Origin of the sequence: Pseudoalteromonas sp. Z1A6, assembly GCF_011378745.1 — a bacterium.
GTDB classification, from domain to species: Bacteria; Pseudomonadota; Gammaproteobacteria; order Enterobacterales; family Alteromonadaceae; genus Pseudoalteromonas; species Pseudoalteromonas arctica.
Map to the genome: position 1 here is coordinate 1 of NZ_WTKW01000100.1, position 12,775 is coordinate 12,775.

General features: G+C 41.4%; 12 protein-coding genes. 5 read left to right on the plus strand and 7 right to left on the minus strand.

The features are described 5' to 3' along the window. Positions 1 to 52 precede the first annotated feature (52 nt). The 6 genes from serS to lrp all read right to left on the minus strand — a co-directional run bounded on the left by serS (position 53) and on the right by lrp (position 6,890). Positions 53 to 1,357 (minus strand): serine--tRNA ligase, encoded by a 1,305-nt coding sequence (gene serS / locus GQR46_RS08390; protein ID WP_002962971.1) that lies wholly within the window; start codon positions 1,355 to 1,357, stop codon positions 53 to 55. A 9-nt stretch (positions 1,358 to 1,366) separates the two neighbouring features. Continuing rightward, entirely contained in the window at positions 1,367 to 1,747 is a 381-nt protein-coding gene (gene crcB / locus GQR46_RS08395; protein ID WP_021032117.1) for a fluoride efflux transporter CrcB, read from the minus strand. Then, entirely contained in the window at positions 1,740 to 3,083 is a 1,344-nt protein-coding gene (locus GQR46_RS08400) for a replication-associated recombination protein A (RefSeq protein ID WP_165740689.1), read from the minus strand. The genes crcB and GQR46_RS08400 overlap by 8 nt, the downstream gene beginning before the upstream one ends. Then, on the minus strand, positions 3,076 to 3,702 hold the full coding sequence (lolA, locus tag GQR46_RS08405; protein ID WP_165740690.1) for an outer membrane lipoprotein chaperone LolA: 627 nt from the start codon (positions 3,700 to 3,702) through the stop codon (positions 3,076 to 3,078). The genes GQR46_RS08400 and lolA overlap by 8 nt, the downstream gene beginning before the upstream one ends. Continuing rightward, a complete protein-coding gene (locus tag GQR46_RS08410; protein ID WP_165740691.1) occupies positions 3,699 to 6,197 on the minus strand; it encodes a DNA translocase FtsK 4TM domain-containing protein in 2,499 nt (832 codons plus the stop codon). Before GQR46_RS08410 ends, lolA begins: the two co-directional genes overlap by 4 nt. 213 nt (positions 6,198 to 6,410) lie before the next feature. Then, positions 6,411 to 6,890, minus strand: a complete 480-nt coding sequence (lrp, locus tag GQR46_RS08415; RefSeq protein ID WP_033014887.1) for a leucine-responsive transcriptional regulator Lrp — start codon at positions 6,888 to 6,890, stop codon at positions 6,411 to 6,413. 142 nt (positions 6,891 to 7,032) lie between these two features. Between lrp and ald the strand changes: the two genes are divergently transcribed. Then, positions 7,033 to 8,154: an alanine dehydrogenase gene (ald, locus tag GQR46_RS08420; RefSeq protein ID WP_165740692.1), complete on the plus strand. Its 1,122-nt coding sequence runs from the start codon at positions 7,033 to 7,035 to the stop codon at positions 8,152 to 8,154. A gap of 109 nt (positions 8,155 to 8,263) precedes the next feature. On the opposite strand, the gene pssA is transcribed toward ald, so the two are convergent. Beyond that, the gene (gene pssA / locus GQR46_RS08425; RefSeq protein WP_165740693.1) at positions 8,264 to 9,589 is read right to left on the minus strand and encodes a CDP-diacylglycerol--serine O-phosphatidyltransferase; all 1,326 of its coding nucleotides are present in this window, start codon (positions 9,587 to 9,589) and stop codon (positions 8,264 to 8,266) included. A gap of 298 nt (positions 9,590 to 9,887) precedes the next feature. Between pssA and trxB the strand changes: the two genes are divergently transcribed. The 4 genes from trxB (at position 9,888) to infA (ending at position 12,657) form a co-directional block, all read left to right on the plus strand. Continuing rightward, a complete protein-coding gene (gene trxB / locus GQR46_RS08430; protein ID WP_008168643.1) occupies positions 9,888 to 10,838 on the plus strand; it encodes a thioredoxin-disulfide reductase in 951 nt (316 codons plus the stop codon). A 96-nt stretch (positions 10,839 to 10,934) separates the two neighbouring features. Further along, positions 10,935 to 11,651, plus strand: a complete 717-nt coding sequence (gene aat / locus GQR46_RS08435) for a leucyl/phenylalanyl-tRNA--protein transferase (RefSeq protein WP_165740694.1) — start codon at positions 10,935 to 10,937, stop codon at positions 11,649 to 11,651. Continuing rightward, positions 11,644 to 12,348: an arginyltransferase gene (locus tag GQR46_RS08440; RefSeq protein WP_165740695.1), complete on the plus strand. Its 705-nt coding sequence runs from the start codon at positions 11,644 to 11,646 to the stop codon at positions 12,346 to 12,348. Before aat ends, GQR46_RS08440 begins: the two co-directional genes overlap by 8 nt. 90 nt (positions 12,349 to 12,438) lie before the next feature. Continuing rightward, the gene (gene infA / locus GQR46_RS08445; protein WP_002962494.1) at positions 12,439 to 12,657 is read left to right on the plus strand and encodes a translation initiation factor IF-1; all 219 of its coding nucleotides are present in this window, start codon (positions 12,439 to 12,441) and stop codon (positions 12,655 to 12,657) included. Positions 12,658 to 12,775: the final 118 nt, after the last annotated feature.

Sequence of the window (12,775 nt, forward strand, 5' to 3'; positions counted from 1 at the left end):
CCGCTGTTTATTACAAACAGCGGCTTTTCTCTTAAAGCTTTAAACTTGATTTTTATTGTTTACCAATCACTTCAAGTCCACCCATGTATGGGCGTAATACTTCTGGTACTACTACTGTGCCATCGGCTTGTTGGTAGTTTTCTAGTATGGCTACGAGTGTACGGCCAACGGCTAAGCCTGAACCATTTAGTGTATGTAGTAACTCTGGCTTTTTAACACCTTCACGGCGAAAACGTGCTTGCATTCTACGCGCCTGAAAATCTGCCATGTTTGAACATGATGAAATTTCGCGGTATGTGTCTTGCGCAGGTAACCATACTTCTAAATCGTATGTTTTAGCTGAGCCAAAGCCCATGTCGCCCATACATAAAATTACTTTACGGTACGGAAGTTCAAGCGCTTGTAGTATTTGCTCTGCGTGACCTGTTAACTCTTCAAGTGTTGCCATTGAGTCTTCTGGTTTTACAAGCTGTACAAGTTCAACTTTATCAAACTGGTGTTGACGAATTAAGCCACGAGTATCGCGGCCATAGCTGCCTGCTTCACTTCTAAAGCACGGAGTGTGGGCAACTAAACGAATTGGTAAATCGCTTTCGTCGTAAATTTCGTCGCGGGCGCTGTTTGTAAGCGGTACTTCTGCTGTAGGAATTAAGCTAAAGCCGGCTTGTTGTTCGCCATCGTCGTTTACAAGGCCTAATGTGTGGAACAAATCTCCCGCAAATTTAGGTAATTGGCTTGTGCCATAAAGGCTAGCGCTATTTACTAAGTACGGTACATACATCTCTGTGTAGCCGTTTTTGTCTGCATGTGTATCTAGCATAAATTGCGTTAGTGCACGGTGCATACGCGCTACTTGACCGCGCATTACGGTAAAGCGTGCGCCACTAATTTTAACGCCCATTTCAAAGTCTAAGCCGTTTAGGTCTTGCCCTACATCTACGTGGTCTTTTACTTCAAAATCGAATTTTTTAGGCGTGCCCCACGTTAAAATTTCAACGTTGTCGTCTTCGTCTTTACCGGCAGGTACCGACTCGTCTGGCAAGTTTGGAATTGCTAAAGCAATGTCGTTAATCGCGGCTAATACTTCATCTTGCTCAGTTTTAGCGGCGTCAAGCTCGCTGCCTAAGTTAGCCACTGCATCAAGTAGTGGCTGTGCGTCTTCGCCTTTTGCTTTGGCTTGACCAATTGCTTTTGCGCTTGCATTACGTTGACTTTGAAGTTCTTGCGTTTTTACTTGTAATGTTTTGCGTTTTTCTTCAAGTGCCGTTACCGTCGCTACATCGAGTTCGTAACCGCGCGCCGCTAAACGTGCTGCAGTTTGTTCGATGTCTTGACGTAAAAATTTAGAATCTAACATGTTAGTTTTTTAACCTTTTTGCATTACTAGCTGAAGGCCCAGCCAAGCCATAAAAATACACACCATCACGTTTAAGATGATATTGAGGGCCATTTTAATAAAGTGACCTTGTTGTAATAACAACAACGAGTCCATTGAGAATGTTGAAAAGGTGGTTAATGCACCTAAAAAGCCAATACCGATAAGGGTTTTGGCGGGGCTTGCGGTGATAATTTCTTTATCTATCAAACCGTACAAAATGCCCATTAACAATGAACCCAGAATATTAACCGTCAACGTGCCAAAAGGGAATCCCCTACCGAGGAGTTTTAGCATGCTTTCGCTAATAAAAAACCGTAAACACGCACCTGAGGCTCCGCCAAGGGCGATCATCATATAAAGTTTAATCATTTTCGTATCGTCTAAGTGGGCTTTGCGCATCGCGCTCTTTTAGGTAATCGAGTTTTTGTTTAATTTTTTGCTCAAGTCCGCGCTCGCTCGGTAAGTAATATTCTTTGCCGTCCATTTCTGGTGGTAAGTATTTTTCACCTGCGGCAAATGCGCCTTCTTCATTATGCGCATAACGGTATTCAGCGCCGTAACCTAAGTCTTTCATTAAGTTGGTTGGGGCATTGCGTAAATGCTCTGGCACTGGGTAACTTGGTTCGTTTTGAGCATCCTGCTTGGCTTGATTAAACGCCATATACACCGCATTACTTTTGGGTGCACTGGCTAAATACAATGTGGCTTGTGCAATAGCGCGCTCACCTTCGCCAGGGCCTACTCGCTGAAATATATCCCACGCATTTAACGCCACTTCCATTGCGCGCGGATCGGCGTTGCCAATGTCTTCTGTGGCAATAGCAAGTAATCGCCTTGCTACGTATAGAGGGTCACCGCCACCGGCTAAAATTCGACAATACCAATACAATGCACCATCAGGAGAGCTGCCACGTACTGATTTATGAAAGGCTGAGATTAAATCGTAAAATTCATCGCCGCCTTTATCGTATTTAGCTAAATGAGTAGGTAACACTTGGCTAAGTACGTGCTCGTCTACATTGTATTGACCGTTTTGCTCGGTTGTTAAATCAACCGCTTGTTCAAGTAAATTTAGTACTTTTCGGGCATCGCCACCACTTGCTTGGCACAATGCCTTTTTAGCGTTGTCGGCAATAGTGATGCGTTTTTGGCTTAGCTGCTCGTCTTGTTTAAGTGCGCGCTCTATTACGGTGTATAAGTCGGCATCGGCAAGCGATTTTAATACATACACACGTGCACGCGACAATATAGCGTTGTTAAGGGCAAACGAGGGGTTTTCGGTGGTTGCACCTACAAATATAAAGGTGCCGTCTTCAATGTGCGGTAAAAACGCATCTTGCTGAGATTTATTAAAGCGGTGCACCTCGTCAACAAACATAAGGGTGCGTTGGCCACGGCTTTCTAGGTTATCGCGCGCTTGCGTTACGCTGTCGCGTATATCTTTTATGCCTGCGGTTACCGCCGACATTTGAATAAGTGAGGCATCTGCATGGTTGGCAATTATTTGCGCAAGTGTTGTTTTACCTACACCCGGCGGGCCCCATAAAATTAAACTATGGCAGCGCCCCGCTACAATGGCTTGATGCAATGGTTTGTCAGCACTTAATAAATGCTGTTGACCAATGTACTCATCAAGCGTTGTAGGGCGCATACGCGCGGCAAGTGGGCGTACATCGGGCCCAAAATTAAATCCTAAATTACTCACCGTTACTCTGATCGTCTATTTCAACACCTTCAGGAGGCGTAAATTCAAAAGTGCTCTTATCAAGCTGTGTATTAACTTGTGCATCGTTAAACGTAAATGACGATAGCTGCCCTGAGTTGTCGGTAACTACTAATTTAGCAAGGCCTTGTTCGTTATCTGCAAACGCTATATCAAGTTGTTCTACTTGGCTTTCTACGCCTTTATTTGGCGTTACGCTAAAGCCTGTACTTGTTGCAAGTACGCTGTATTTTTCCCACTGTGCTGGGTCTTTAGATGTAAGTAGCACAAATGGTGTTGAATCGATTAGGCTGCTGGTTTTCATAATCGTTACTTGCTCAGCAAAGCTGTCGAAGTAATATGTTTTATCGCCGTTTGATACAAATAACGTATCGTCTGGATTAGTTTGCTGCCAGCGAATCATCATAGGCTGTTGAAGGGCTATTGTACCCTCGCCTTGCATCACTGCTTGGCCTTCTTTATCTGTTACTTTTTGTGCAAACTGCGCTTTAAAGCTTTTTAAAGTAGCAAGTCTGTCTTGTAATGCTTGGCTGTCGTCAGCAAAGCTTGGTGCGGCAAGTACGCTGCCTAACACTAATAATAAGGCGTTAACTTTTTTCATGAATTTGCTCCATTAGGTACTAATACATCGCGAGCACCGTTATGACCTGGTGAACTCACGATACCCGATGTTTCCATTTGTTCTACTAAGCGTGCTGCTCGGTTATAACCAACACGTAGTTTACGTTGTACTGACGAAACTGATACTTTGCCGGTTTCGATTACAAACGACACGGCTTCGTCGTATAGCGGATCGTTTTCTTCGTCTGCGTTTTCGCTTGCTTCACCTGGTAATAAAATATCCTCGCTTGCATCGCCATTGAGTATTTCATCAACGTAATTTGGTTTTGCACGCGCTTTCCAATCGTTTACTACGGCATGTACTTCATGGTCGTCTACAAACGCGCCATGCACACGCTCAGGTACGCTAGTGCCTGGTGGTAAATAAAGCATATCGCCCATACCCAGTAAGTTTTCTGCGCCTTGCTGGTCAAGTATGGTACGCGAGTCTATTTTACTTGATACCTGAAACGCCATACGTGTTGGTATATTTGCTTTAATTAAACCTGTAATTACATCAACCGATGGGCGCTGAGTTGCCAGTATTAAGTGAATACCAGCCGCACGTGCTTTTTGGGCAATACGTGCAATAAGTTCTTCTACTTTTTTACCTACAATCATCATCATGTCGGCAAATTCGTCAATTACTACAACAATACTTGGTAATTTACCTAGCTCGTCTGGGCCTTCTTTCATGCCATCGGTGTCTTTAAATAATGGGTCAAGAATTGGGTAACCCGCTTCTTTGGCTTCAAGCACTTTTTGGTTGTAACCTTTTAAGTTACGTACACCTAATGCTGACATTAATTTATAACGGCGTTCCATTTCGCCTACACACCAACGCAGTGCGTTAGCTGCTTCTTTCATGTCGGTCACTACTTCACACAATAAGTGCGGAATACCTTCGTATACTGAAAGCTCAAGCATTTTAGGGTCAATCATGATCATACGTACATCGTCAGGACCCGATTTGTACAGTAAGCTTACTATCATGACATTAACGCCCACTGATTTACCTGAACCGGTTGTACCTGCTACTAATAAGTGTGGCATTTTACCAAGGTCAGCACAGACAGGCTGACCGGCAATGTCTTTACCTAACACCATGGTAAGTGGCGACGGGTTTTGCTCAAATTTAGGCGCGTTTATTACTTCTGACAAACGTACTATTTCACGGTGTTTGTTAGGAAGCTCAATACCTACATATGTTTTACCCGGTATAACTTCTACAACACGTACACTAATAGCCGAAAGCGAACGGGCTAAGTCTTTAGCTAAGCCTGTAATTTTAGATACTTTAATACCGGGTGCTAAATCTAGCTCAAAACGTGTAACAACTGGCCCTGGGTATACAGCAACAACTTTAGCTTGTACGTTAAAGTCGAGTAATTTTGTCTCTACTAGGCGCGATACTGTATCGAGCTCTTCTTGCGAAATAGGGTTTTTAGCTTTATCCGGTCTGTCGAGTAAGTCTAGCGACGGTAATGGCCCCGGTGGTGGCTCTTGCGTTAGTAATTGCTCAAACTTTTCTTTAGCCGTTGGCGGCGGTTGATACGCAGGTTTTGGCTTAGGCATAGGCCTAGCTGGCGATACCACCGTTGTAACTGGTTTTTCTGGCTCTATAACAGGGCTTTGGTCTAGCGCATTTAATGCAGCTTCTGTATCCATTGGCTCATCGTCTATGGCGCTAAAGCCAATCTCTTGATCGAGTATGTCGTCAAGCTCATCAAACGGCATAAAGTCGTCACTAATTTGTGGCTCGCTAAATGGCGTTTGCGGTTTATTAATTGCTTTTTGTTTATCTGCTTTTTTATCTGATGTAGGTAGCTCTATTTGCTCATGAATATCGTCTTCAAAGTGAGCGTCAGCTTCATCGTTATTATTTACTTTGCCTGCAGCGTGTTCTCGGTGCATCCAGCCTTTTGCGTACGATACAATAAAGCGGTAAAGCTTAACCATTAAATCGCCAAGGTAATCTACAAAATCAACCCACGATACGCCGGTTAGTAATGTTAAACCTGCAAAAAAGAAACACAGCAATAATATAGATGTACCGGTAAAGTTAAATGCAGGCATCATCGCTGATGCAATAACATCGCCCACTACCCCACCAGATGAAAAGTTATAAATATCGTCAAAATTGATACTACTAATAGCCGTCGCTGAAGTAATAAATAAAGCAAAACCAATCACACGTAGCGCTAAGGTGGTGTAATCAAGCTGTAAAATACGGTGAGGTTGTTTAAATAACAAATAACCAAATAACTGAATGGCCGCAGGCACTAAGTAGGCCAGCCAACCAAATGTGAGTAATAAAATGTCGGCTATCCATGCACCGGCTGCTCCTGTGATGTTGCTTACTTCGCTAAAACTAGTTTGCGACCATGCAGCATCTGCTGGATCAAAGCTGATTAAGGCACATAAAATAAATATTGCCATAAAGGTGCTGATAATCAGCCCTGTTTCTAATAGTCTTTGCACACCGTTTAGGCGCATAGTTTCCTATCCCTCTTTATTATTCTATTCGCACTTGCTTTGCAGTCAAATACCTTAGCAGGAAATGCAATTTGTTGCACTTTATCTTAACCTTCATGGCCTGATTATGAACAAGTTTTTATAATTTGAGCGCATCATGTTTAGATCTTCGAAGATTGATTTTAGCTAGCTTAAAAATTAACAACTAATATTGTAGCTGCACTATAAATAATATTAAGCAATGTAAGGGCGGATAATGACCCCTTCTTCGCCTTTTACTTCTTCCATTACTACATAAGTTCGGCTTTCACTTACGTTAGGCAGTTTTAATAATATGTCGCCTAATACACCACGATATTCTGACATATCATTTACGCGCGTTTTAAGTAAAAAATCAAAATTACCCGATACCAAATGACATTCTATAATTTCTTCATGCTTTTTAACGGCTGCACTAAACTCATCAAATACGTCGGGAGATGTTTTAGTAATTGTTACTTCTACATACACCGATAAACCTTGTCCAAGCTTAGCTGGATCGACCACTGCTTTGTAGCCAAGGATGTAGCCTTCTCGCTCAAGCTTTTTCACTCGCTCCAGACAGGGCGTGGCGCTTAGGCCAACTCGTCTGGCCAGTTCAACATTTGAAAGGCGTCCATCATGTTGTAATTCCATTAAAATTTTACGGTCAATTCTATCTAATAATTGATGCATAGTACCAACTAGTTTTTTATGCTGTTTATTTTTGTTATATAGATGATAACACTAGATTTGACTTTAAAAAAGGTGAGACACACGCCCTTATGATGAATATAATAGTGAAAAATGTTAATCCGTTCTTAATAAGGCAAAAGTTATGATTATTGGTGTTCCTAAAGAAATTAAAAACCATGAATACCGTGTAGGTATGGTTCCTGCGAGTGTTCGTGAATTAGTAAACCACGGTCACCAAGTGATTGTAGAAACTGATGCAGGTATGGGCATTGGTTTTACTAACGAAGATTACACGCTAGCGGGTGCTGAAATTTTAGCAACTGCTGCTGACGTTTTCGCTAAAGCAGACATGATTATAAAAGTAAAAGAACCACAAGCTGTTGAACGTGCAATGTTACGTGAAGACCAAATTCTTTTCACTTACCTTCACCTTGCCCCTGATCTTCCACAAACTGAAGACCTTGTAAAAAGCAAAGCTATTTGTATTGCATACGAAACTGTAACTGACTCTCGCGGTGGTTTACCGCTTCTTGCTCCTATGAGTGAAGTTGCTGGTCGTATGTCTATTCAAGCTGGTGCTCAAGCGCTAGAAAAATCTAACCACGGTCGTGGCATGCTACTAGGTGGCGTACCTGGCGTTGAAGCTGCTAAAGTTGTTGTAATTGGCGGCGGCATGGTTGGTCGTAGTGCTGCACTTATGGCTGTTGGCATGGGTGCTGAAGTTGTAGTACTTGACCGTAACATCGACGTTTTACGTGCACTAGACGCGCAATTTGGTAATAAAGTAAAAGCTATTTACTCAACTGCTGATGCACTAGAAAAACACGTTCTAGAAGCTGACTTAGTAATTGGTGGCGTACTAATTCCAGGTGCTGCTGCACCTAAACTAGTAACTGCTGAACACATTAAAGCAATGAAACCTGGTTCTGCAATTGTTGACGTTGCAATCGACCAAGGTGGCTGTATTGCTACTTCTAAAGCAACTACGCATGCTGATCCTACTTTCATCGTTGATGAAGTTGTTCACTACTGTGTTGCTAACATGCCAGGCGCTGTTCCTCGTACATCTACGTTTGCACTTAATAATGCAACATTGCCTTTCATCATTAACCTTGCAAACAAAGGTTATAAAAAGGCATTACTAGATGACGCTCACTTCTTAAAAGGCTTAAACGTAATTAAAGGCCAAGTAACTTACAAAGAAGTAGCTGAAGCGTTCAACATGGAATATGTTGACCCACGCACTGCAGTAGAAAACGCGTAACTACTATTGTTACCGCTTATACCTAAGTAATTATTTAGGTATAAGCATTAAAAAAGCAGCTAATTAGCTGCTTTTTTTGTGTCTAAATTTTAGATTTATACCAATTACATTAGATAAAACGCTTGATAATAAAATCGACTTTTACACGCTTAGCTTGGCCTAGTAATTTTTTAACTGGCTGCGGGTAATCGTCCATCGTTTCTAAATCATCTGGGCCAGTTAAACGTCGACAGTGTTGTAAAATTTCCTGCTTTTCGTTATCAATAGCGTCCATAATTGTTTGCTCTGGATCTTCTATTAAAATACCGTTTTCGATATCAAGACCCCATGCACGCGGATTTAAGTTATGCCCGCTCAGTAAATGTTTTGTTCTATCTGAACAAATACCTTTTAAATGAAACGAATTGCTTTCATCTTTCCACAGATACACATTTAAATTACCGTTGTCGATATGGCGCTTTTGCGTTTTTACAAATTTATGCAAAATAGTTTCGTATAAATAAGGTAATGCCCCTATTTTACTAAACGGCTCGCTTGGCGGTAAATAAAAGTCATTTGCTGTTTTATCGCCTACAACAATAGTCACTTGCTTACCTTGCTTTAATAATCGGCGCAGTGATCGCATAAGCGGTGCCGGAAAATTAAAGTATGGCGTATACAATATAAGTTCTTGTTCTGTTGTATCAAACAACGCTTTTATTAAACGATTTAACTCGTTATTACGACGCCCAAGCCCTAAAAACAAGCGAATACCTAATGCTTGCGTATTTAGCTGCTCTGCTGCGTTATAACTTGCGACTTTTAAATCGCGCATTAATTGCTTTTGATCAAGTTTAAAGTCGTGCAAACGCTTAAGCGGACGTGTGTCTATGCGCGGCACAGCCACTGAACTAAGCAGCTTTGTTTCAATAAAATCAACTACTGAGTCACACAGTTCGCTCTGTGTTATTAAAAAGTAACGATCAAGCCTGTAGCGCTCATTGTATTGCAAGTACACGTTGTTTAAGCTTGCACCGCTGTAAAGTAAGGTGTCGTCAATTACAAAACCTTTTAAATGCAATACACCAAAAAGCTCTTTAGCTTTTACAGGTACGCCATACACTTGTACGTTCGATTTAAACTTTTCTAAATCGTCACAGTATAAGCTTGCGTTGCCGTCTGATTTATCTGCGCCAATTAAACCACGTTGCGCACGATGAAAATCCACCAGCACTTTTACCTCAAGTGCCGGGTTTGCCAATGACACACGATGCAGCGCTTCTAAAATTTCGCGACCCGCTTCGTCATCTTGTAAATACAACGCCGTAATATAAATTCGTTTTTTTGCGTTCGCTATCAAGCGTAGCAATTGCGTTCGGTAATCTTGCGCATTGGTTAAGACGTTAACGTCTTTTGAAGTCAACCCGAATGCGGGTTTTTCCTGCCAAAATAACATAGTTGCCTATTTGCTTAGGTCACATAATCTATCAGTGACAAATAAAATTAGGTAAAACATAACAAAAAAAATCAAAGGGGTCATGAAATAACGCTGTTTTGTTGCCTGTTAGTCTATTTATTGAGCTACTTAGGCATTTTAACTGTAAAAGCAAAGAACTCTAGTACACAATACTGCACAGCTTTTCGATTTAAGAAAAAAAATAATCGCGGATTTTGTTTACATCTGCCTTGTTTTTCTTAGAATCAAGCGCATTAATGAGCATATTGAACACCGTATTAAACGTTTAGGAAAAATAATGACTGAAGCAAAACATTGTAAGCTACTAATTTTAGGCTCTGGCCCAGCTGGTTATACTGCCGCAGTATATGCAGCACGTGCAAATTTAAACCCTGTTTTAATTACAGGCATTCAACAAGGTGGCCAATTAACAACCACAACTGAAGTTGAAAACTGGCCTGGTGATGCACACGGTTTAACAGGCCCTGCGTTAATGGATCGTATGAAAGAGCATGCTGAGCGCTTTGAAACTGAAATCATATTTGATCACATTAATAAAGTAGATGTATCTAAGCGCCCTTTCACACTAACTGGCGACCAAGGTACTTACACATGTGATGCATTAATCATTGCAACCGGTGCATCTGCTAAATACTTAGGCTTAGAGTCAGAAACTAATTTCCAAGGCCGTGGTGTTTCGGCCTGTGCTACATGTGACGGCTTTTTCTATAAAGGTCAAAAAGTAGCAGTTGTGGGTGGTGGTAATACAGCGGTTGAAGAAGCGCTTTACTTATCTAACATTGCTGACGAAGTACATGTTATTCACCGTCGTGATAGTTTCCGCAGTGAAAAAATACTTGCTGACCGCCTTGCTGAAAAAGCAGCAAACGGTAACGTTGTAATGCATTACAACCGCACGCTTGACGAAGTATTAGGCGACCAAATGGGCGTAACAGGCGTACGTATTAAAGATGCACACTCTGATGCAACTGAAGAGCTAGATTTAGCCGGCGTATTTATTGCTATTGGTCACAAGCCAAATACCGATATGTTTGTTGGTCAACTAGAAATGAAAGATGGCTACTTAGTTGTAGAGTCTGGTCTTCACGGTAACGCGACTCAAACAAGCGTAGAAGGCGTTTTTGCTGCAGGTGATGTGTCAGACCACATTTACCGTCAAGCAATCACATCTGCGGGTACAGGCTGTATGGCTGCACTTGATGCTGAACGTTTCTTAGATAATCTATAAGCGGTCAAAATAATTTAGAGGGGCTGATTATTCAGCCCTTTTTTTATGTCTAAAATATAGTTACACTTTTACGATCAATTATAAAATAAGTACTGTATGAGAAATCAGCTATACCAACTAAGCGAAAACGATATAGCATTCCCCAATCCGGAATACGCATTAGAATCCCCTGATGGCTTGTTAGCAATTGGCGGAGATTTGAGTTTGCCTCGCCTAAGTAATGCCTACAAAAGCGGAGTATTCCCTTGGTTTAGTGAAGATGAGCCTATTATGTGGTGGTCGCCGAGCGAACGAGGCATTTTTGAGCTTAATGATTTTCATATAAGTAAGAGCCTGCGTAAGCATTTAAAAAAACACCCTGTTAGAGTAACCATTAATAATGCCTTTGAGGAAGTGATAGAAGCCTGTCGCGATCAACGCATTGATACCGATGGCACCTGGATCACCTCTGACATGCTCGACGCTTACGTTAACGCGCACAATGCAGGCATTGCACATAGTTTAGAGGTGTGGAGTAACGGAGAGCTTGCAGGTGGCTTATACGGCATAATGCAAAATGGTGTATTTTGTGGTGAGTCTATGTTTCATCATCAAACCAATTGCTCTAAGCTTGCTATGTGGGCACTGGTAAATTGGCTTAAACGCCATGATGCACACTTTATTGATTGCCAGCTAGAAAATCCTTATTTAATGACCCTAGGTGCACAAGTAATCCCCCGTTCCACATTTTTGACTAAACTAAAAGCTGCACATAACTATACTGTTAACCCTATTATGTGGGAGCCACAAGAACTTGACGCAATCTATGAATGAGCAACTTCCGGCTCGTGTTGGTTTAACCCAAGAGTTTGACTGTAGTTATTTACCCAACAGACGCGAGCAACTTTTAGTTATTCTTGACCCTAGTTGCTACAGCACCGACAAATTTGAGTCTTTATTAGGCTTGGGATTTCGTCGCAGTGGTAACCAAATATACCGTCCGCACTGCCCAATATGCAGCGCATGTAGTTCTGTACGTGTATTAGCACAAGACTTTATACCCTCAAAATCGCAAAAACGTAAACTAAACAAAGCAAAAACACAGTTTGAGGTAAAATTTTCAACGCAAGAGCGACCTGAATACTATCCACTTTATAGCAAGTACATATCTATGCGTCATCAAGACGGAAGTATGTATCCTCCTGAAAAAGAACAGTTTCAAAGTTTTTTACTTTGCAGTTGGCTTAAAATCACATTTATTGAACTATGGCATGAAGATACTTTAGTTGCCGTTGCTGTAACTGATTGTATGAACAGCGCTATTTCAGCAATCTATACTTTTTTTGACCCCGACTTTGAACACTATAGCTTAGGCTCGGTAATGATATTAGAGCAAATTAAGTTTGCTAAAGAGCAAAATAAGCAATACGTGTACTTAGGCTATCAAATTGATGAATGCGACAAAATGAAGTACAAAACTCAGTTTTTACCAGCTCAAAAACAGCTCAATGATGAGTGGGTGGCTATTTAATTTGCAAATATAGCCCCTGCGCCTTTACTTATTGGAGTATTTTGGGCAAAATCTGCAGCGTTTAACTATTAAAGAGGTGTTACGCTAAACATGGCGAAAGAAGACGTAATCGAAATGCAAGGGACAGTCCTTGATACTTTACCAAATACAATGTTCCGAGTTGAGCTAGAAAATGGTCACGTAGTTGTGGCTCATATTTCAGGCAAAATGCGCAAAAACTATATCCGTATTTTAACCGGCGATAAAGTAACGGTAGAAATGACTCCTTACGATTTATCAAAGGGTCGTATCGTATTCCGTGCTCGCTAAGTAAGTGCGTAAACGAGATTTAGTTTTTGGCTAGTATTTCACTAGCTTTAAGCGTTTATTAAATGTAATTGATAGACATTGACTAGCAATTACATTTAATAAACAAAAAGCCCAGTTT

Excerpts from the sequence above, each read along its gene's own strand:
- crcB (WP_021032117.1), bottom strand. The coding sequence starts at position 1,747 with ATGATTAAACTTTATATGATGATCGCCCTTGGCGGAGCCTCAGGTGCG.
- infA (WP_002962494.1), top strand. The coding sequence starts at position 12,439 with ATGGCGAAAGAAGACGTAATCGAAATGCAAGGGACAGTCCTTGATACT.
- GQR46_RS08440 (WP_165740695.1), top strand. The coding sequence starts at position 11,644 with ATGAATGAGCAACTTCCGGCTCGTGTTGGTTTAACCCAAGAGTTTGAC.
- serS (WP_002962971.1), bottom strand. The coding sequence starts at position 1,357 with ATGTTAGATTCTAAATTTTTACGTCAAGACATCGAACAAACTGCAGCA.
- pssA (WP_165740693.1), bottom strand. The coding sequence starts at position 9,589 with ATGTTATTTTGGCAGGAAAAACCCGCATTCGGGTTGACTTCAAAAGAC.
- lolA (WP_165740690.1), bottom strand. The coding sequence starts at position 3,702 with ATGAAAAAAGTTAACGCCTTATTATTAGTGTTAGGCAGCGTACTTGCC.
- aat (WP_165740694.1), top strand. The coding sequence starts at position 10,935 with ATGAGAAATCAGCTATACCAACTAAGCGAAAACGATATAGCATTCCCC.
- trxB (WP_008168643.1), top strand. The coding sequence starts at position 9,888 with ATGACTGAAGCAAAACATTGTAAGCTACTAATTTTAGGCTCTGGCCCA.
- lrp (WP_033014887.1), bottom strand. The coding sequence starts at position 6,890 with ATGCATCAATTATTAGATAGAATTGACCGTAAAATTTTAATGGAATTA.
- ald (WP_165740692.1), top strand. The coding sequence starts at position 7,033 with ATGATTATTGGTGTTCCTAAAGAAATTAAAAACCATGAATACCGTGTA.
- GQR46_RS08410 (WP_165740691.1), bottom strand. The coding sequence starts at position 6,197 with ATGCGCCTAAACGGTGTGCAAAGACTATTAGAAACAGGGCTGATTATC.